Origin of the sequence: Methanosphaera sp. A6 (genome assembly GCF_001729395.1) — an archaeon.
Classification (GTDB): Archaea; Methanobacteriota; Methanobacteria; order Methanobacteriales; family Methanobacteriaceae; genus Methanosphaera; species Methanosphaera stadtmanae.
Genome location: NZ_MAIF01000122.1, coordinates 25,387 through 46,036 on the forward strand (window position 1 = coordinate 25,387; position 20,650 = coordinate 46,036).

Sequence of the window (20,650 nt, forward strand, 5' to 3'; positions counted from 1 at the left end):
GGAGACAATAAATGAAACTTGATAAATCAAAAGAATTATTTGATGAAGCTGTAAATTACCTTCCCGGAGGAGTTAATTCACCAGTACGAGCATACAAACCTTATCCTTTCTTTGCTAAAAGTGCTAAAGGTTCAAAAATATATGATGTTGATGGAAATGAATATATAGATTATTGTTTAGGATATGGACCCTTACTTTTTGGTCATGCAAATGAACATATTATTGAAAAATCCATTGAACAATTAAAATTAGGTACAGATTATGGAGTACCTTCAGAAAAAGAAGTTCAACTAGCAAAAGAAGTAATCAAAAGAGTGCCATGTGCACAAATGGTTCGATTTACAAATTCTGGAACTGAAGCTACAATGAGTGCTATTAGATTAGCACGTGGAATTACAAAAAGAGACAAAATAATCAAATTCGAAGGAGCATACCATGGAGCTCATGACGCTGTACTAGTCAAATCAGGATCAGGAGCTGCAGGACTACCCGATTCTCCAGGAATACCTACAGATACAACAAAAAATACTATGCTCGTAGAATTCAATGATGAAGAAGCCCTAAAAAAACTTATTAATGAAAATAAAGATGAAATTGCATGTATTATTGTTGAACCTGTTATGGGAAATATTGGATGTGTTCCACCTAAAGAAGGTTACCTTGATTTTTTACGTGAAATTACATTAGAAAATGGAATTTTATTAATTATTGATGAAGTTATCACAGGTTTCAGAATAAGTAAAGGTGGTGCACAAGAATATTATAATGTTATCCCTGACTTAGCTACATTTGGTAAAATTGTAGGTGGAGGATTCCCTATTGGAGCTATTGCAGGAAAAAAAGAATATATGGAACAATTTACTCCTAGTGGAAAAATATATCAAGCTGGTACATTTAGTGGAAATCCAATGTCCATTAATGGAGGATTAGCTGCATTTGAAGTTTTAGATGATAATAGTTATAAACAGTTACATAAAAGTGGAGAATATTTCAGAAATGGAATTGTAGACATACTAGATAAATTAAATATTAACTTCCATGTAAATGGTGTTGAATCTATGACACAAATATACTTCACTGAAAATGAGGTATATGATTATAAAACAGCACAAACATCTGATACAGAAAACTTCTTAAAATACTTCCACCTACTTCTTGAAAATGGAGTGTTTATTGCTCCATCACAGTATGAATGTGGTTTTATATCAACATCACATAGTAGAGATGACTTAGATAAAACCTTAAATGCAATTGAAATTGCTCTAACAAAATTATATAAATAAACTCCCCTTCTTTTTTTACTTTTTTTATATTAGAACTTCTTTTAAAAAAAAATAATTACTTATCCTTAAATTTAATAATATATTCATATAAAATTATTAATACTAAAAAAAATATTAGGTTATTAAGTATGAAAATTGCAATTGGACTTGGAGAAAATAAAAATGTTTTAGAAGCAGTGAAACAATTTCCATATGATATAAAAATAGCAAGGACAAATGAAGAATTACTGAATTATTTAAATAATCCAGAAATAGATGGTGTTATAAGAGGATCACTTGAATCAAACATTATCATGGATCTTAAAAAGAAGTATCCCCATATATTTAGAGCTTCCATACTTGAAAAAGATGGACATAAATTCATGTTAACACCTGTTGGTATTGATGAATGTGATACTATAAAAGCTAAAAAAACAATAATACGTGAATGTTCTAGAATTATCAAACAAACTGGACACACTCCAAAAATAGCATTGATTTCTGGTGGAAGAAAACAAGATAAGGGTAGAAGTCCCAAAATAGATCATAGTATTGATGAATGTGAACAAATAGTTCAAGATTTAAAAGATGAATGTAATATAAAACATTACTATATTCTAATTGAAGAAGCAATAAAAGACCATGCAAATGTAATAATTGCACCTGATGGAATAAGTGGAAATATTATTTTCAGAAGCTTAGTCTTAGTAGCTGGAATAAAAAGTTATGGTGCTCTTACATTGAAACAAGAAAAATTATTCATAGATACTTCTCGTTCACAAACTACTGAAGGTTATGTTAATGCAATAACTCTACTGACAAATATTATTAAAACTAAAAATAAGTGAAAAAAGTTATTATTTTATGTAAGAATAAACAAATAAATAGTATAAATAAAAAATTGAAGAAGAATCTACTATGATATTATTACAACCCTTATACTCATTATATGAATGGTATATTACAAGAAACCTTGAAGCAGATAAGATGCCAAACCATGTTGCAATAATAATGGATGGTAATAGACGTTACTCTAAAATTCAAGGAAATATGGATCCAATAGAAGGTCATAAAAAGGGAGTGGATACACTAGAAAATGTTATTGAATGGTGTATTGATTTAGGTATTAATATTGTAACAGTCTATGCATTTTCAACTGAGAACTTCAATAGAGATAAAAAGGAAGTAGAGGGTTTAATGGATTTATTTGTTCAAAGTTTTTTAAATATTAGTACAAATAAGAAAATTCATAAAAATAAGATACGATTAAATGCTGTTGGTAAATTAGAATTGTTTCCAAAAAAAGTTAGAGATGCAATTGACACTGCAGAAGAATCTACAAAAGATTATAATGAAAGAATGATTAATATTGCAATGGGTTATGATGGAAGAGTAGAAATTGTAGATGCATTTAAGAAGATTGCAAGAGAAGTTCAAAAGGGTAATATTGAACCTGATGAAATAAATGAAAAAATGATTAATGATAATTTATATACAGCAGGACTTGAAGATCCAAATCTAGTAATACGTACTAGTGGAGAAGAAAGATTAAGTGGATTCCTATTATGGCAATCTTCCTACTCCGAATTATATTTTACAGATAGTCTTTGGCCACAACTAAGAAAAGTAGATTTTCTACGCGCAATAAGATCATATACACAAAGACAAAGAAGATTTGGAAGATAACTAGATAAAAGAAGGATAAATATGATAGATACACATTGTCATTTAAGTTTTGAAGAATTTGATAATAAAAGAGAAGAAATTATAGAAAATACTAGAAAAGAATTTAAATATATTGTTGACTCTGGTGCTAGTTATAAGGGTAATATTAGATCATTAAAAGTAGCATCACAATACAATGGTTTTATAAAAACCACTATGGGTTACCATCCAGAGTATGCAGGAAATGATAATAAAGAAACTATTAATAAAACTTTGAAACAAATTAGTGATAATATAGATAATATTCAAGCTATTGGCGAAATTGGACTTGATTTCTCAGTAAAAAGATCCGAAAATGAATTAAAAAGACAACATACTGTTTTTGAAAAATTATTAGATATGGCAACTGAATATGATATGCCTATTGTTTTACATGTACGTGATGCTGAAGCTCATGCTCTTAATATTGTAAAAAAATATACTGAAATTCCAGATGTTATATTTCATTGTTTTAGTGGAAGTAAAGAAACTGCAATGGAAGCTGTTGATTATGGATATTATATTTCTTTTGCTACAAATACCCTTTTTTCAAAAAGACATAAAAAAAATATGAAAAAGGTTCCCCTTGAAAACATGCTTACTGAAACAGATAGTCCCTATCTTTCCCCTGTGAAGGGTGAATATAATCAACCACTGAATATAAGAAAGACTATTGAAAGAATTGCAAGAACAAAAAAGATTGATTTTGAAGAAATAGAAAAAGAAACTGAGAAAAATGCAATAGATGTATATAACCTGTAGGAGATTGTATTTATGGATGATATGTTAAAAATGTATATTGAAAAAAGAAGAGAATATGAATCTAAAATAAAAAAGGATTTATTAGATATTGAGAAATCTGTTACTGGATTTGTTGAAGTCGATGATTATTTTAGTATTAAGGATAAAGAGGAGTTAATTACTTTTAAAATCATTGAAATTAATAACATGAAACATGTTACAATAACCACAGCCAATACTCCTGAAACCATTCTTAGTAATTTAAGTATTGTTGATAATCCTGACTTAATTTTATGGGTTATTCAAAATGATAATCTTATTAAACAAGGTTTTAAAGAAGTTTTAATAAATGCTGTTCGTAATGGTGAAAATATAGTAAATACTTTAAGAGAATTAAAAGTTAATTACAAGTGAGTTTATATGAAGCCATATGTATTATTAAATTCAGCCATGACAGTTGATGGTAAGATTGCAACCAACAACAGTTCAATGAAAATATCTGGTAAGAATGATTTAATTAGAGTACATACTTTACGAAAAGAGTATGATGGTATCATGGTTGGCATAAATACTGTTTTAATTGATAATCCTAAATTAACAATTCATAAAATTAATTGTAAAAAATCAGAAAATCCTACAAGAATCATTGTTGATAGTAGTGCTAGAATTCCATTAGATTCAAAAGTTTTAAATGATGATGCTAAAACAATTGTTATTGTATCATCTAAGGCCAACAAAGCTAGTGTTGAATTATTAAAAGAAAAATGTAATGTTATTATATGTGGTTCAAAACAAGTTAATTTAAAATTAGCATTAGATAAGTTATATTCCCTTGGAATAAAGAGTATTCTCCTAGAAGGTGGTTCAACACTTAACTTTTCAATGTTTAAAGAGAAACTTATCGATGAAGTTTCTATTTGTATTGGTTCTAAAATTTTAGGAGGATATGATTCAAAGACCTTTGTTGATGGTGAAGGTTTTGATAAGAATGATTGTATTAATTTAAAAATAAAAAAAGTAGAAAAAATAGATGATGATATTTTATTAAAATATGATGTTATCTATTAAATTTTTTTTAAATTAATCCATGTTTTTTAAGTATTTTTTCAGGATTATCTTTTAATATTTTTGGAATTTCATCTTCAGGTATTTCTGCACCTCTTGCAATACGTTCTGCTAATTCATATGTTATTAAATCATCAGGTGAATGTGTATCCGTATCTAAAACAAGGTTTGCTCCCATATCTAGTCCTAATTTTGCCACATGCCCATTACCTAAACAATGTCCTTTTCTTGCACTGATTTCTAATGATACATCATTATCAATTGCAATTTCCACTTCTTCAGGTGTTATAAGTCCAGGATGTCCAATTATATCTACTTCTGGTGATTCTGCTGCTTTTCTATTTGTTCCTGGTCTTACTGGTTCAACTATTGTTTCACCATGCACTACCACTATTTCTGCACCGTATTTTCTTGCTTTGTTTGCTAATTTATCTATTACTTCTATTGGCGTATGTGTTATTTCTACTCCTGGTATTATGTTAATATCCCAATTATCACGTATATCATTTACTGCTTCAGATATTTTTGAAGCTACTTCTATATTTGATGCATCGACATGATCTGTTATTGCTAATGCTTTATGTCCCAGCACATCTGCTCTTCTTGCAAGTTCTGATGGTAATAATTCACCATCACTAAAAATACTATGTGTATGTAGGTCTATTCTTTTATTTTCTGACATAGATATTATTCTCCAAATATTGTTATGATTAAATTAAATTTATTATATAATTATTTTTATTTTTTATATAATTTTATTTATGAATATGAAATGATATAAATAATATCATGAAAAATGAACTTAGTGTATTTGTACCTTCACATATAACAGGTTTTTTTGAAATTATTCAAAATAGTAATCCCCTTCTTAAAGGCTCAAAAGGTGCAGGTATTACCCTTGATGAAGGTGTAGTTACAAATACGAAAATTAAAGATGGAAATGGAAATATAATTATAAATGTTAATAATAAAGAAGATTCTCTTAACACAATAAGTAAAAAGACTGTTAAGATTATTTTAGATAGATATAATGTTAATATTCAAGATTATGATATTTATATTAATCATGATAGTAAATTACCTATCGGTGCTGGTTTTGGAACAAGTGCTGCATTTGCATTGGGTATTAGTTTTACATTACCTAAGTTAATGGGAATTAATATTAGTTTCAAAGAAGCAGGAGAAATTGCTCATCTTGCTGAAATTTCACAATCAAGTGGTTTGGGTGATGTTATATCTGAAATGTTTGGTGGTTGTGTTATTAGATTAAATGAAGGTTCACCAGTAAAAGGTATAATTGATAAAATTCCAATAACTAAACCTATATATGTTATTACTAAAACTATTGGTTTATTAGAAACTAAGGATATAATTGAAAATCCTATTCATCAAAAGCATATAAATCAAAGTGGTAGTATTTTACTTAATAGATTAATAAATAATCCAAGTATTTCTAATTTCATGAAATTATCAAGAAAGTTTGCAAATGACACACAATTAATTTCTAAAGAAATAGCAGAAATAATAAACATTCTAGATGAAGAAACACTGGGTGCCTCTATGGCTATGCTTGGAAATACAGCTTTTGCACTATCATACAGTCCTGATACAACGATAGATAATCCAATTATAACAAAAATAAATACTAAAGGAATTGAATATAAGTAATAAAAATAGATTCTATATAAAAAAAAGTTTTATAGAAGAAAAAGAATATGAAGATTAAACTTTTTTAACATCTTCAATACAATAAATTATTCCTTTATCTTCTAATCTTGAAGTTACTCTATTTGTCATTTTACCTACTGTAAATACAAGTACACGTAAACCTTTTTCTGCAGCACTACAAGTTGCCTCAGCAGTAGCAAATTCAAAATCTGGATAAACATTTAAATGATTTGTAATAGCCCTTGCACTTGTTCCTAAAACACCTATTCTATCAAAATCTTGTGCATAAATTTCATTTATTTTTTCCATATCACATGCTCTAGATCCACCTTCAGCAATAGGAGGTATTTTTACTATAACAACATCTTTAGGAACTAAATCTATTTCTCCACCAAGATTTATAAGAGTTACATCTTCACCTTCTAAAGCATCATTAAATACTTCTGCATATGCTCCTGATTTATCTTCAGTATCAGCATATAAAATACCATCTTCCATATTTAACCATACTTGTTCACCTTGATGTAAATCTTCAGCAGCAATTGCAGGCCAAATAGATTTATATCCATTCATTGTTGTTAAAACCATATCTGAATAAGATTTAAGATTTATTGCTTCAGTTTTTACCTTATCTATACCATATTTGGTTATTTTATATCTGAAATTTGAGCTTCCTGTTTCAACATAACCCTCTTTAACTAAAGATTTAATATTTTCAGAAACAGCCTGTACAGTTATTCCTAATTCATCAGCAATATCCTTTTGTTTAAGATGAGGTTCCTGCTGTGCAATTTTTGCAAGAATTTGGAATTTTGTGAATTCACCCTTATTTTTAAATATTCTCATATGTGATACCTCTTAATAGTTATTCTATTAAAAATCAATGAAATTTTAATACTATATATTAATATATAAAAATTACTTTATTTAAATCTTTATAAAAAAAACCATTGAATAAAAAATTAATATATTATGTGGTTTGAATAATATGAAACTAAAATTCTTAAAGAAAGAAAAAAAATGAAATAATTAATTAAAATTAACAGAATTATTTAATAATTCCAAAAATTGGTCTATATTATCCTCTGGAATATATGCACCACATGCAACACTATGTCCTCCACCAGAACCACCACATTTCTGAGAAATATCCCTTACAAGATTACCATAATGTACACCATCATAACCAAGTAATCTAGAACAACGAAGTGATACTTTATATCCTGGTGTATCTGAATCAATATGTGTATAACCAACTATAGGTTTTTGCCAATCATAATTATTTAATAACATTCCTGCAATCGTTCCAACAACACTCGCCTTAACATCATCCCCATTAAAATACTGAATATTATCCATTATTTCAACAGAATTATTCTCTTGAATTTTTGTTAAACTCTGAGCAAGATATTGTTTATGTTCTTTAACAAGAGCTTCTAACTCCACATGTCTTTGAGCTCTATGTCCTTTAATAACATCCATTCCCAATTCATAATTATTGTTTCTTCCACAAGCATTGATAACAGTACTATACTCACTTGCATCTTTAAAAGGAGTGTAATCTTCCTCAAAAGTAAATTCATATGTTTCTCCAGAAATTAATTTAGGAATATATTTAACATATCTATCAGGAACTTCTCTTGTCATCATTTTCAATAATTCACCAAATAATTTAGATTTTTCATCCATACTTAAATCACAAAGATATCTTACAGAACCTAAATCATTTTTAACAGGAATTCCCAAGTTTTCCAAGAAATAAACACATTCATTACGATTATTTGTTAGAGGTAGATGAATATCACCAAAGTAGGATAAAGCTACAAATAATGGTCTAGTATGTCTACCATACAATAATAAATCATTTGTATAATCAACACAACCCACTTCCTTTCCATCATTTAAAATTTCAGTATTAAGACCCCTTAGTCGTCCTGTCATACTATTTTGCATATCTCCAACTGCACTTAAAATACCCATCCAACTTAAATCATAAAAATGAAATGATTTAGCAAGTAGATATGATAAACCTCCACCAGAAATTGTATATGATCCATCTAATCCATAATAGTTTGGATTAATTTCAATTAAATTACCCTTTAGTTTTGTACCTAATTTACGTATAGGTGGATGATGATCAAGTACAATTACTGATTTATTTGAATTATCACAGATATTAGATACGTTTTGACCTGCACCTAAATCTGATATTATAGTTAAATCTGTGTCAGTAGTTAAATTTTCTACTTCATTAATATCTACAAAGTTAACACTATGATCTATCTCAAGTTTATCAAAAATAGATGATAAAATACTACCTGCTGTTATACCATCACAATCTGTGTGTGTAAATACTGTAATATCCTCAGCATCTAAAATTTTATCTTTTGCCTTACTAAATAATAAGTCCATATGTTTTCTTGAATCAACAATATTAGAAGAACTATCTCCAACTTCACTCATTTAAAAACTCCATAAAAATTATTAAAAAAAGATTAGAAGATGAATATTTAATTGTTACGTGAATTCTTAATATTTTTAGCAATAGCACGTAATAATTCTAATTTAGTCATATCTTCTTGTTCTACAACAACTCTTCCAGATTTTTCCCACCAAGAACCTGGATAAGATTTATTATGTTCAACAACATATTGTATTTTTAATTTTTTTAGACTCTGACTAATTTCACGTATTTTAGGTTCTTCCACTGATTCTTCAAGGGATAATTTTCTACCTTCACCCCTTGAATGTTCTGAATTTATATATGTTGGCCAAATTATTGTTTTCATATGAATCTCCCTAATTAAATATTTTGTAAAATTGCTTCAACCATGTCTTTAACAGTATATCTACTAGGTTCAATAGTACAAATACCATATTCTGATAATGATTTAGCAGTGATTGGACCAATTGATGCTACAACAACCCTACTTTTCAATGCCAATATAAGTTCATCTAATCTACTAGGTTGACTATTTTTATATACTTCCATAAGATTTTTTACTGTTAGAGGACTTGTAAATGTTATAATATCTACAAGACCATCTATTATATCATTACATAATTCAATAATCTTAGTTGTATCATGAGGAATACCTGATGTGTATGCTTCTGCAATTAATACAGATGCACCATAATCTTCTAAACCTTTAGGTAAAACTTCACGAGCACTTAAAGTTCTTGGAAGTGCTACATTCTTATTTTTTAAATTTATTGATTTGAATGATTCTAATAATCCTTCAGCAGTGAAATCTTTTGGTATTAAATCTGGCTTAAATCCATATTTTAACAATTCTTCTTCTGTTTTAACACCAATTACTGCTATTTTAGAAGGAATAATATCTAACTTACATAGTTTAAAAAAGGATTTAACACCAGCAGGTGATGTAAATACAATCCAATCAAAAGTCTCAATATTTTCTATGATATATACCAATTCCTTAGATTCTACCAATTGTAATTCAAGTGTAGGTACTATTATTGGTTTTCCACCTTTTTTAAGAATCATATCAGATAATGTTTGAGATCTTTCAATAGGACGTGTAATTACAACATTTTTATTGTTAAAATTATTACCAGACATTATTCAAGTTTACTCCTTAATTCTTCACATTTATTATAGATATTTACAACATCCCCAATAATTATTAATGCAGGAGGTCGAATATCTTTTTCCGATATATCGGCCAATGTTCCAGTAACTATTCTTTGATCAGGTAGAGTACCTTTTTCTATTGCACAAACTGGCGTGTCTGGAGATCTATATTTAAGTATTTTTGGAATGTATTTTTTAAGTAATCCAACACCCATAAATACTACTATAGTATCTGCAGTATAATCCCAATTTACTTGTTTTTCACTTTTTTCAGGATCTTCATGACCTGTTACTAATGTAAGACTTGTTGCAACAGCCCTATGAGTTAATGGTAAACCTATAGATGTAGCTGCGCCTATACCTGAATTTATTCCTGGAACAAATTCTACATTAATCCCTTCTTCAAGTAATGCAAGTTCTTCTTCACCACCACGTCCAAATATAAATGGATCTCCACCTTTTAAACGTACAACAGTTTCATGTTTTTTTCCTTGATCAATCAATAATTGATTAATTTCTGGTTGTTTTCTATAATGTTCTCCAGCTCTTTTTCCAACATATATTAATTCAACATCGTCTGGAGCATAACTTAGTAATTCATCATTAGCTAAGCTATCATATAATATAACATCTGCTTTTTTTAATAGTTTTATTGCTTTAAGTGTTATTAGATCAGGATCTCCTGGACCTGCTCCTAACATATATACTGTCATTAAAATCACTCCAATGTTTTAATTTTTATTCTATAGTAGTATTATTTATACAAATACTACAATATTAAAATATTCATTATAAAAAAAAGTGAATTTATTTTAAAAAAAAATATAAAAAAAATAGAATTAATTAGTCAAGAAAACTTTTAAAGAATTTTAATCCATCTTCTGAACGTAATAATTTTTCAACAGCCCTTTCAGGATGAGGCATTACAGCAACAACATTACCATCAACATTACATACTCCAGTTATATTATCAAGAGAACCATTAGGATTACCATCTTCAAATGTTAAAACTATCTGATTGTTATCATATAATGTTTCAAGATTATCTGTATAATATCTACCTTCCTTATGTGCTATTGGTAAATCAATAACTTCATTTTTCTTATATAACTTTGTAAATGGTGTTCTTGTAGTATTTACTTTAAGTTTTTTACTTTTACATATGAATTTTGCATTCTCATTTTCAATAAAAACTCCTGGAACTAAATCAATTTCACCAAGAATCTGTGCACCATTACATATTCCAAGAACAGGATTTTCTTTTTTAGCAAAATCTTTTATTGCATCAATAATTGGAGTAATACCTGCAATGGAACCTGCACGTAAATAATCCCCATATGAAAATCCACCAGGTATTATTACAACATCCATCTGTGATAAGTCAGTTTCATTCCAATATATGTAATGTGAATTAGCACCTACTAAATTAACTGCATATTCTATATCTCTATCACAGTTTGTTCCTGGAAATCTAATTATACCAACATTAACATCAGCTACATCTGTCACTATTATTCCTCACTAATAGTTATTTCATAATCATGTATCACTGGATTACATAATAATTTTTGACACATTTGATCAACTTGTTCTGAAGCAACTTCCTTATTTTCAGCATCAATTGTAAATTTAATAATATTAAGTGTTTGTGTATTTTTAACTTCATAATCTAATAAAGCTAATGCTTTTTCAATAGTTGATGCTTCTGGACTTAGCATACCTTTTTTTAAACTTATTTTTACTTCCACATCAAAATTCATATTATAATTTCTCCTTGACTATTTATTTTTTTATATTATGAAAAATTAATCTTCAAATTTTTCTACGTTCCATTTTTCTTTTTCTTCAGTTGTTAATACTAAATCAACTACTTTATGATAAGCATCAACTACTCCTTCTTCACCTTTTCTAAAGATATCTTTATCGAAGTTGTCTAATGTTTCACTATCCCATAATCTAGTTGTATCTGGACTTATTTCATCACCCAATACTATGTTTCCCTCAGTATCTAATCCGAATTCAATTTTAAAGTCTACAAGAATTAATCCTTTTTCTTTTAAGAACTTAGATAATACTTTGTTAATAACATGTGTTATTTCACGTATTTTATCTAATTGTTCCTGTGAAGCTATTTTTAAAGCAGTGATAATACTATCATTTAACATTGGATCATGATATACATCATTTTTATAGTCAAATTGAATAATTGGAGGATTTAATTCTTGATTTCTATGAAATGGATATTTTCTAAGAAGACTACCTGTAGCAATATTACGACAGATTACTTCTAGAGGAATCATATCTAGGGATTTTGTTAACATTTCATTTGGTTCTACTAATCTTATAAATTGGGTTTTTATTCCACGTTCTTCTAATATTTGGAATAGTTTAGCAGATATCAATGCATTATATTCCCCTTTTTTTGATAAGGTATCTTTTCTACCACCATCAAGAGCAGTGATATCATCCCTAAACTTAATTATTACTTCATTTTCATTTTCAGTTTTATAAACATCTTTTGCTTTACCAGTATAAAGTAATTCTTTTGTTATTTCACTCATATTTAATTCCACAATAATCTTATTTCAAAAGAATAATTCTATTAAATAATATTCTTTTTCTAAAATATAATAATATAATATATGTATAATGTTTATAATAAGTATTATAATATATGAATTAAATAAATTATATTATAATAATTTAATATAAATTAGTTTAATAACTTAATAAGTTAATGAAATAATAAGTTCCAGGTGATTAAATAATGTGTGGAATAGTTGGATGTGTTTTAGATAAAAAAGCTGCTCCTATTATTATTGATTCAATTAAAAAACTTGAATATAGAGGATATGATTCTGTAGGAATTGCTACAGTAACTGATTCAATAAATGTTAAAAAAGGCAGTGGAAAAATTAAAGAAGTTGATGATGAAATCAAACTTAAGGATATTGATGGAAACATAGGTATTGCTCATGTCAGATGGGCTACACATGGAAATCCTACAAAAGAAAATGCACATCCACACTGTGATTGTAAAAATAAGATAAGTATTGTACATAATGGTATAATTGAAAACTACAAAGAATTACGTCAAGAACTACTTAATGAAGGACATGTATTTAAATCAGAAACAGATACTGAAGTTATACCTCATTTAATTGAAAAATATATGGATGAAGGTCTAGACTTATTAAAATCAGTACAAAAAACTGTTAAAAGATTAATAGGATCTTATGCTTTAGCAGTACTTTCATCAGATGAACCTGATAGAATTATTGGAGCAAGAAATGAAAGTCCTTTGATTGTAGGAGTATCAGATCATGGAAACTACCTTGCATCTGATGTTCCTGCTATTTTAAATGAAACTAAGAAAGTAATTTATCTTGAAGATAAAGAAATTATTGTTCTTAAAAAAGATGATGTTACAATAATGGATCTTGACTTAAATGTTCTTGAAAAGAAAATCACCACCATAACATGGGATCCTGAAATGGCAGAAAAAGGTGGATATGAACACTTTATGATAAAAGAAATATATGAAGAACCACAAGTAATTAAGGACACATTATCTGAAGCAGAAAAGATAAAGGAAATCGTTAGTAAATTCAAGAATTTCAATAGAATCTGCTTTGTTGCATGTGGAACATCGTATCATGCTTCACTTATTGGAGAATATCTTATTGAATCCCAGATAGGAATTCCAACAGAAGTAATACTTGCTTCAGAATTTGAATACTTCCAAAAAACATTAGATAAACACACATTAGTAATATTCATAACACAATCAGGAGAAACTGCAGACACAATAAAAGCTCTGAAAATAGCTAAAAAGAAATCAGAGACTTTAGCTATTGTTAATGTAGTTGGAAGTTCCATTACACGTGAAGCAGATCATGTTATATATACAAGAGCAGGACCTGAAATTAGTGTAGCTGCTACTAAAACATACATTAGTCAATTAATATGTATTTACTTACTTGTAGCATATCTTGGTGAAAATGAAAAACTACTTGATAATTTATATAAAATATCAAGATTATCTGAGAAAATACTAAGTAGAGAAGAACAAATAAGAGAAATTGCTAAGAAATATAAGTTTGCACGCGACTTCTTCTATATTGGAAGAGGATTTAACTATCCCACAGCACTTGAAGGAGCATTAAAACTTAAAGAAATAACATATATTCATGGTGAAGGTTATCCTGCAGGTGAATTAAAACATGGCCCACTTGCATTAATAGAAGATAATATACCAGTAGTTGGAATATTACCTCCTGGACCTAGCTATAGAAAAACATACAATAATTTACAGGAAATTAAAGCTAGAGGAGCAGATATGATCATATTAGGTGCTAATAATGACACTCATCTTGATGATATTGAGGATAAATTATTATTTGATCCTGAAATTGATGAAGTATTATCACCATTATTATATATCATTGACTTGCAACTATTAGCATATTATATTAGTATTGAAAAGGGTATAGATCCTGATAAACCAAAAAATCTAGCTAAATCTGTAACAGTAGAATAAAAAAAATAATTACTATGAGAAGGTGATTCTGTGAATGACACTACAAAAGGTGAACTTGTTATAGTATTACTCATATCTCTTCTTGCAATAGGTTGTGGAACAGCTTGTGGAATTAATAATGTTGTTGAGAACATATGTGGTAATATTATACCATCATCTTTAACTGAAACAGAAGACATAATAGATGAAATAGAAAATAATAATGTATCATTACAAGTATCTAATGAATCAGTCAATAACATAGACTATGTTGGTAATGAAATTCATAAAGATAAATCTAAAATAAATGATAATAAAACTAGTACTGTTGATAATAATACTAATAATAAAAATGTAGATAAAAACAATACAAATACTCCCAATACAAACAACACAAAATCTATTGATACATCATCAAATAACAATCAAAGTATAAACAATACACATGAAGAAAATATTCCTAAACCACTAAAAACACTTAAAAAAACTGGAGAGAAATATTTTACTAATAACTCTAACTTAGTAACTAAAATCGAAGAATTAGTATAGTAATACTAATACTCCTCACCCTCTTTTATTAATCTATAATAAAAAAAAAACTTTTTCTGTTAATAAAAAAAATACAATTATCTAAAAAAAGGAAACAATAATATGTATACAACTAAAATAGAACCTAGAATCGGTGAAACAGACGGACTTAGACATATAAACAACACAGTTCTACCAATATGGTTTGAAAGAGCACGAAACAAAATATTTAAAATATTTGTTCCTAACTTTGAATTAACATATAAAAAATGGAATCTTATAATGGTACATTCTGAATTTAATTATTTAAAACAAATATATTATGGATATGATGTAGAAGTTAGAACTTATATTAGTAAGATTGGAAAAACATCATTCACCATTTTCCAAGAAGCTTGGCAAAATGGACAATTAAGAGCTAATGGTAAGTGTGTTTTAGTTTATTTTAATTTTATTAAAGAAGAAAGTGTAGTTATTCCCAAAGATATTCGTGAAAAACTAAAAGAACATTACATTACAGAAGAAGAGCTTGAAAAAAATAATAAAAATGAAATAAAAGAAAATATAAATAAAGTTGAGGAATTAGATTACTTTAACTTAGATAAATAAATCTAAGTATTCTTTTTTTACATTTGATTTCCCATAATAAAGTTAACAATATCCTCTGATGATGATCTGTTAACGATTGATAAGTATGGATCCTCTGATTTTTGGCGTATAACTAATATGTCCGAGATATTACCTTCCTGAATACTAATATCCTTTCCCAATATTTTAAATCCATTTATTGTTGCCATCTTTAAAACATCATGTGCAGTTATCTTATTTTTATATGAACCTCTTACTGCTTTTAAAGTATATTCCATTTCTCTAAACATATCTGGTTTATTGAACATTACATTATCTGTACCTAATGCAACATCAATTTGTTCTTCAACATATGCAGATACTGGAGGTACTCCTACAGATAACATTCCATTGGAACGTGGACATGCAATGATACATGGACTTGTTGAGCTAAGTAACGTAAGATCTTGCATTATTGGATATGTTACATGTACTAGATTTGTAAATCCTGCTCTTAAAGCACGTTCTACCTCTGTTTGATTTGTCATTTGAACAGATTGCTCTTGTAAATCATAGTATTCTGCTACATGAATCATGGCTAGTTTACCCTCTTGATTACATACTTCTGCTATCTGTAGCATTATTTCAGAATCAACATCCTCCACACCACTTAATCCTATCCCATCACAGTGTTGTAGTAACTCACGAGTAATTAATCTTGCTTCATTTGGTGTTGTTGTAGAATCATAGTATTTATCACTTCTTCCCAATATACATGCATTTATTGGAAGATCATATATTGCTTTTTTTAGAAGTTCTATACCCTTTATTCCACCTTCTCTAAAGTCTATAAATGTTGATATTCCAGAGTATAACATTTCTTTTGCTGTTTCATGCATTGATTCTACTATTTGGGAGTCACTTGCTTCATTTAATTTTTGATGTTTTAGTCCATTTGGTGGTTCTACTAGTTGCTTTATAGATAATCCATCACCCACATCCTTTACTATAGAGTCACCTATATGAATATGTGCATTTATAAAGGCAGGACATACTATACAATTTGTAGCATCAATTATTTCGCCCTCTTCATAGTAAGAGGATAGTTTAATTATACGTCCTTCATCATTTATTACAACATTTGTTTTTACAGCATCTAAATTAAAACCTGTAAGTACCAATCCATTTTTAATAGTTATCATAAAAAATCATTCCTAAAAAAAAATCATATTATTGTATCAAAAAAAAATTAATTTAAAAAAAGATGGAGAAAAAAAGTTATGAATATAGTTATAATTCACCATATTCATTTAATGATTTTACATCAATTTCTCCACATCTTACTTCTTCTATAGCTTTAAGAACTGCATTAGCACCAGCTATTGTAGTTACATATGGAATTCCTAATTCAATAGCAAGTCTTCTGATTATATATCCATCATCAGCAGATTGTTTTCCAGAAGGTGTGTTAATTACAAATGCTACTTCCCCATTTAACATAGCATCCCTAATATTTGGTGAACCTTGACTTACTTTACGTATTATATCAATATCCACACCAGGTGCAGCTTTAGCTGTTCCTTTAGTTGCTATTAAATCAAAACCTAATTCTTTAGCTTTCTGTGCTATTGGTGCTATTTTAGGTTTATCTAGATCACGTACACTTAAGAATATTTTTCCTTCTGTAGGTAATTTCATATTAGCTGCTAATTGTGCTTTATAATAAGCTAATCCAAAGTTTTTATCAATACCCATACTTTCTCCTGTAGATTTCATTTCAGGACCAAGTACTGAATCAGCATCAGGTATTTTAAGGAATGGGAATACAGATTCTTTTACAGACACGTGTTTAATATCAGAATAATTTACTAAATTAAAGTCTTTAATTTTAGAGCCTAACATTATTTTAGAAGCTATTTTAGCAATAGGTATTCCTATAGCTTTACTTACAAATGGAACTGTACGACTTGCCCTTGGATTTGCTTCAATAATATATAATTTTGGTTCTGGATCCATTTTTATAGCATATTGAATATTTATTAATCCAACAACTCCAAGTTTTAGAGCAAGTTTTGTAGTGTACTCTTCTACTTGTTTAATAATTTCAGGTGGTACAGTCTGAGGTGGTATTACACATGCAGAGTCTCCTGAGTGAATACCTGCTTCTTCAATATGTTCCATTATTCCACAAACATAAACTTCTTCACCATCACAAAGTGCATCAACATCCAATTCTATTGAATCTTCTAGGAATTTATCTACAAGTATAGGATGTTCTTTAGAAACTTTAACTGCTTCTTTCATATAATCTTCAAGTTCATCATCATCATATACTATTTCCATTGCACGTCCACCAAGAACATATGATGGTCTTACAAGTACTGGAAATCCTATTGAATGTGCTGCTTTACGTGCATCTTCAAGGGAATTTGTTATACCATAATCTGCTTGAGGTATATTTAATTCATTAAGTACTTCTGTAAATTGTTCCCTATCTTCAACCATATCAATACTTTCAAATGGAGTACCTAATATTTTTATTCCTGCATCACGAATATCTTTTGCAAGATTAATTGATGTTTGACCACCAAATTGTACAATAACACCATCAGGATTTTCTTGTTTTAATACTTCCAATACATCTTCTTTAGTTAATGGTTCGAAGTATAATCTATCAGAAATATCATAATCAGTACTTACAGTTTCCGGATTGTTATTTATGAGTATTGTTTCTACATCTTCATCTTTTAGTGCAAGTGCTGCATGTACACAACAATAATCAAATTCTATTCCTTGACCAATCCTAATAGGTCCTGCACCCAATACTGCAATTTTTTTCTTATTATCAGATATTTCATCAGGTAGAGAATCATATGTACCATAATAATATGGTGTTTTTGCCTCAAATTCTGCTGCACAAGTATCCACCATTTTATATTCAGGTTTTAAACCTAATTCTTCTCTTGCTTTAAAGACATCTTCTTCTTTAAGATTTAATAATTGAGCTATTCTTTTATCTGAGAAACCATATTGTTTTATTTCTTTAAATAACTCCACATCATATAAAACACTACTGCCTTGTTGTTGTATTTTATTTTCAAGCTCTACAATATTTTTAATTTTATATAAGAAGAATGGATTTATTTTTGTTATTTCTGAGATTTCTTCAACAGAACGTCCATCTTTAAGTGCTGAATATACTTGGAATATTCTTTGATCAGTTGCATGTTCTAAATCATAATCTGTATAATCAGTGTATTCAAATGCTTCTTGATCAATATCTAATGAACGAATAGCTTTCTGAAGAGCTTCCTCAATAGTTCTTCCTATTGCCATTACTTCACCTGTTGATTGCATTTGAACTCCTAATTCACCAGTATTACCTTTAAATTTATCAAATGGCCATCTTGGTATTTTAGCAATCACATAATCTACTGCTGGTTCGAATGATGCAGGTGTTTCCTTTGTAATATCGTTTGAAATTTCATCCAATGTCATTCCTAATGCTATTTTAGAAGAAACCTTTGCAATGGAATATCCTGTTGCTTTTGATGCTAAAGCACTACTTCTACTTACTCTTGGATTTACTTCAATTACTTTATATTCTTTTGTTTCAGGATGTACTGCAAATTGAATATTACATCCACCACGTATACCCAATGCTCTAATGATTTTTATAGATGCATTACGTAGTCTTTGATTATCTTCATCAGATAATGTTTGTGTTGGTGCTACTACAATACTCTCACCAGTATGTATTCCCATTGGATCTATATTTTCCATGTTACATACTATGATACAAGAATCATTTTTATCTCTCATTACTTCATATTCAAATTCTGCCCATCCAAGTACTGATTCATCAATTAATACTTGGTTAATGAAACTCATATCTAAACCATGATTTACAATTTCCTCAAATTCTTTCTTATTATTTGCTATTCCTCCACCAGTTCCACCTAATGTAAATGCTGGTCTTACAATTACAGGATAGCCTATATCTTCTACAGCTTCAAATGCTTCTTCTAATGAATTTACTGCATGACATTTTGGAATTGGTTCATTAAGCCTTTCCATAAATTCTGCAAATAAGTCACGATCTTCTACATCATTAATAGTTTTAATTGGTGAACCTAGTACTCTAATACCATCAAGAGCACCCATTTTATTCAAATCAATTGCTATATTTAAACCAGTTTGTCCACCCATTGTTGGTAATATTGCATCGACCTGTTCTTTTTCAATAATCTTTGCTACAACTTCAGCTGTTAAAGGTTCTACATATACCTTATCTGCTGAATCTATATCAGTTTGTATTGTAGCAGGATTACTATTAACTAATATTGTTTCAATATTTTCTTCTCTTAATGATTTACATGCTTGAGATCCAGAATAATCAAATTCAGCTGCTTGTCCAATTTGAATTGGTCCTGAACCAATAATTAATACTTTTTTAATATCTTCATCCTTTGGCATTTAACTAACTCCTAAAAAAAATATTTATAAAAATTTTATGATACCTAATAGTTTTTTATTGTTTCAATGAAATCATCAAAGAATTTTTTAGAATCATGTGGTCCAGGTCCAGCTTCTGGATGGTATTGAATACATGAAATAGGTAAATTTTTATGTCTAATTGCTTCTGGTGTTCCATCATTTAAGTTAATTTGAGTTATTTCTAAATCAGTATCTTCAATTGAATCTTCATCAATTGCAAAACTATGATTTTGTGAAGTTATATAAATTTTACCAGTTGCTAAATCTTTAACTGGCTGATTTGAACCTCTATGTCCAAATTTCATTTTATATATCTTTGCACCATATGTTAATGCAATGATTTGCTGACCTAAACAAATTCCTGCAACAGGCATTTTCTGTGCTATTTGTTTTATTGTATCTTGGATTTTATCTACATTTTCTGGATTTCCAGGTCCACTAGATATTAATACTCCATCCACATCTAAATCAAGAATATCTTGAACAGAAGCAGATGATTGTAAA

Annotated in this window: 22 protein-coding genes; 10 read left to right on the forward strand and 12 right to left on the reverse strand. The window is 28.5% G+C overall.

Annotated elements, in window-relative coordinates; all coding sequences use genetic code 11:
* The first annotated feature begins 11 nt into the window (after positions 1-11).
* The 6 genes from hemL (at position 12) to A9758_RS04740 (ending at position 4,775) form a co-directional block, all read left to right on the forward strand.
* Positions 12-1,283, forward strand: a complete 1,272-nt coding sequence (gene hemL, locus A9758_RS04715) for a glutamate-1-semialdehyde 2,1-aminomutase (RefSeq protein WP_011406760.1) — start codon at positions 12-14, stop codon at positions 1,281-1,283.
* Between the two features lie 128 nt (positions 1,284-1,411).
* Complete coding sequence (mtxX, locus tag A9758_RS04720; RefSeq protein ID WP_011406761.1) at positions 1,412-2,110, forward strand: methanogenesis marker protein Mmp4/MtxX; 699 nt, start codon at positions 1,412-1,414, stop codon at positions 2,108-2,110.
* A 70-nt stretch (positions 2,111-2,180) separates the two neighbouring features.
* On the forward strand, positions 2,181-2,948 hold the full coding sequence (uppS, locus tag A9758_RS04725; RefSeq protein ID WP_011406762.1) for a polyprenyl diphosphate synthase: 768 nt from the start codon (positions 2,181-2,183) through the stop codon (positions 2,946-2,948).
* Positions 2,949-2,969: 21 nt separating this feature from the next.
* Complete coding sequence (locus A9758_RS04730; protein WP_011406763.1) at positions 2,970-3,728, forward strand: TatD family hydrolase; 759 nt, start codon at positions 2,970-2,972, stop codon at positions 3,726-3,728.
* A gap of 12 nt (positions 3,729-3,740) precedes the next feature.
* Entirely contained in the window at positions 3,741-4,121 is a 381-nt protein-coding gene (locus tag A9758_RS04735; RefSeq protein WP_011406764.1) for a hypothetical protein, read from the forward strand.
* A 6-nt stretch (positions 4,122-4,127) separates the two neighbouring features.
* On the forward strand, positions 4,128-4,775 hold the full coding sequence (locus A9758_RS04740; protein ID WP_011406765.1) for a 2,5-diamino-6-(ribosylamino)-4(3H)-pyrimidinone 5'-phosphate reductase: 648 nt from the start codon (positions 4,128-4,130) through the stop codon (positions 4,773-4,775).
* Between the two features lie 7 nt (positions 4,776-4,782).
* Here the strand turns inward: A9758_RS04740 and A9758_RS04745 are convergent, their stop codons facing one another.
* Positions 4,783-5,454, reverse strand: a complete 672-nt coding sequence (locus tag A9758_RS04745; RefSeq protein WP_011406766.1) for a histidinol phosphate phosphatase domain-containing protein — start codon at positions 5,452-5,454, stop codon at positions 4,783-4,785.
* A gap of 107 nt (positions 5,455-5,561) precedes the next feature.
* On the opposite strand from A9758_RS04745, the gene A9758_RS04750 reads away from it, so the two are divergent.
* Entirely contained in the window at positions 5,562-6,440 is an 879-nt protein-coding gene (locus tag A9758_RS04750) for a pantoate kinase (RefSeq protein ID WP_011406767.1), read from the forward strand.
* 54 nt (positions 6,441-6,494) lie between these two features.
* Here the strand turns inward: A9758_RS04750 and A9758_RS04755 are convergent, their stop codons facing one another.
* The 8 genes from A9758_RS04755 to purC form a co-directional block, all read right to left on the reverse strand.
* A complete protein-coding gene (locus A9758_RS04755) occupies positions 6,495-7,286 on the reverse strand; it encodes a winged helix-turn-helix transcriptional regulator (protein WP_011406768.1) in 792 nt (263 codons plus the stop codon).
* Positions 7,287-7,469: 183 nt separating this feature from the next.
* Complete coding sequence (gene recJ, locus A9758_RS04760) at positions 7,470-8,903, reverse strand: single-stranded-DNA-specific exonuclease RecJ (protein ID WP_011406769.1); 1,434 nt, start codon at positions 8,901-8,903, stop codon at positions 7,470-7,472.
* 47 nt (positions 8,904-8,950) lie between these two features.
* Positions 8,951-9,229: a signal recognition particle subunit SRP19/SEC65 family protein gene (locus A9758_RS04765; protein WP_011406770.1), complete on the reverse strand. Its 279-nt coding sequence runs from the start codon at positions 9,227-9,229 to the stop codon at positions 8,951-8,953.
* 14 nt (positions 9,230-9,243) lie between these two features.
* Positions 9,244-10,023, reverse strand: coding sequence for a uroporphyrinogen-III synthase (locus A9758_RS04770; RefSeq protein ID WP_011406771.1), 780 nt, complete (start codon positions 10,021-10,023; stop codon positions 9,244-9,246).
* Positions 10,023-10,748: a uroporphyrinogen-III C-methyltransferase gene (gene cobA / locus A9758_RS04775; RefSeq protein ID WP_011406772.1), complete on the reverse strand. Its 726-nt coding sequence runs from the start codon at positions 10,746-10,748 to the stop codon at positions 10,023-10,025. The genes A9758_RS04770 and cobA overlap by 1 nt, the downstream gene beginning before the upstream one ends.
* A gap of 130 nt (positions 10,749-10,878) precedes the next feature.
* Complete coding sequence (gene purQ, locus A9758_RS04780) at positions 10,879-11,544, reverse strand: phosphoribosylformylglycinamidine synthase subunit PurQ (RefSeq protein ID WP_011406773.1); 666 nt, start codon at positions 11,542-11,544, stop codon at positions 10,879-10,881.
* Positions 11,545-11,546: 2 nt separating this feature from the next.
* Positions 11,547-11,795, reverse strand: a complete 249-nt coding sequence (gene purS / locus A9758_RS04785) for a phosphoribosylformylglycinamidine synthase subunit PurS (protein WP_011406774.1) — start codon at positions 11,793-11,795, stop codon at positions 11,547-11,549.
* A 45-nt stretch (positions 11,796-11,840) separates the two neighbouring features.
* Positions 11,841-12,596 carry a phosphoribosylaminoimidazolesuccinocarboxamide synthase gene (gene purC / locus A9758_RS04790; RefSeq protein ID WP_048059754.1) on the reverse strand — a complete coding sequence of 252 codons (756 nt, stop codon included), beginning with the start codon at positions 12,594-12,596 and terminating at the stop codon, positions 11,841-11,843.
* Positions 12,597-12,802: 206 nt separating this feature from the next.
* Between purC and glmS the strand changes: the two genes are divergently transcribed.
* The 3 genes from glmS to A9758_RS04805 all read left to right on the forward strand — a co-directional run bounded on the left by glmS (position 12,803) and on the right by A9758_RS04805 (position 15,691).
* On the forward strand, positions 12,803-14,575 hold the full coding sequence (gene glmS, locus A9758_RS04795; RefSeq protein WP_011406776.1) for a glutamine--fructose-6-phosphate transaminase (isomerizing): 1,773 nt from the start codon (positions 12,803-12,805) through the stop codon (positions 14,573-14,575).
* Between the two features lie 30 nt (positions 14,576-14,605).
* Positions 14,606-15,103 carry a hypothetical protein gene (locus tag A9758_RS04800; RefSeq protein WP_011406777.1) on the forward strand — a complete coding sequence of 166 codons (498 nt, stop codon included), beginning with the start codon at positions 14,606-14,608 and terminating at the stop codon, positions 15,101-15,103.
* Positions 15,104-15,205: 102 nt separating this feature from the next.
* The gene (locus tag A9758_RS04805; RefSeq protein ID WP_011406778.1) at positions 15,206-15,691 is read left to right on the forward strand and encodes a thioesterase family protein; all 486 of its coding nucleotides are present in this window, start codon (positions 15,206-15,208) and stop codon (positions 15,689-15,691) included.
* Between the two features lie 17 nt (positions 15,692-15,708).
* Here A9758_RS04805 and A9758_RS04810 read toward each other — a convergent pair whose 3' ends face one another.
* From A9758_RS04810 to A9758_RS04820, 3 genes are all read right to left on the reverse strand, one after another.
* A complete protein-coding gene (locus A9758_RS04810; RefSeq protein WP_011406779.1) occupies positions 15,709-16,851 on the reverse strand; it encodes an amidohydrolase family protein in 1,143 nt (380 codons plus the stop codon).
* A gap of 88 nt (positions 16,852-16,939) precedes the next feature.
* Positions 16,940-20,125, reverse strand: coding sequence for a carbamoyl-phosphate synthase large subunit (carB, locus tag A9758_RS04815; protein WP_011406780.1), 3,186 nt, complete (start codon positions 20,123-20,125; stop codon positions 16,940-16,942).
* A gap of 44 nt (positions 20,126-20,169) precedes the next feature.
* Positions 20,170-20,650: gamma-glutamyl-gamma-aminobutyrate hydrolase family protein (locus A9758_RS04820; protein ID WP_369815021.1), on the reverse strand; the 481-nt coding region annotated here is incomplete at its 5' end.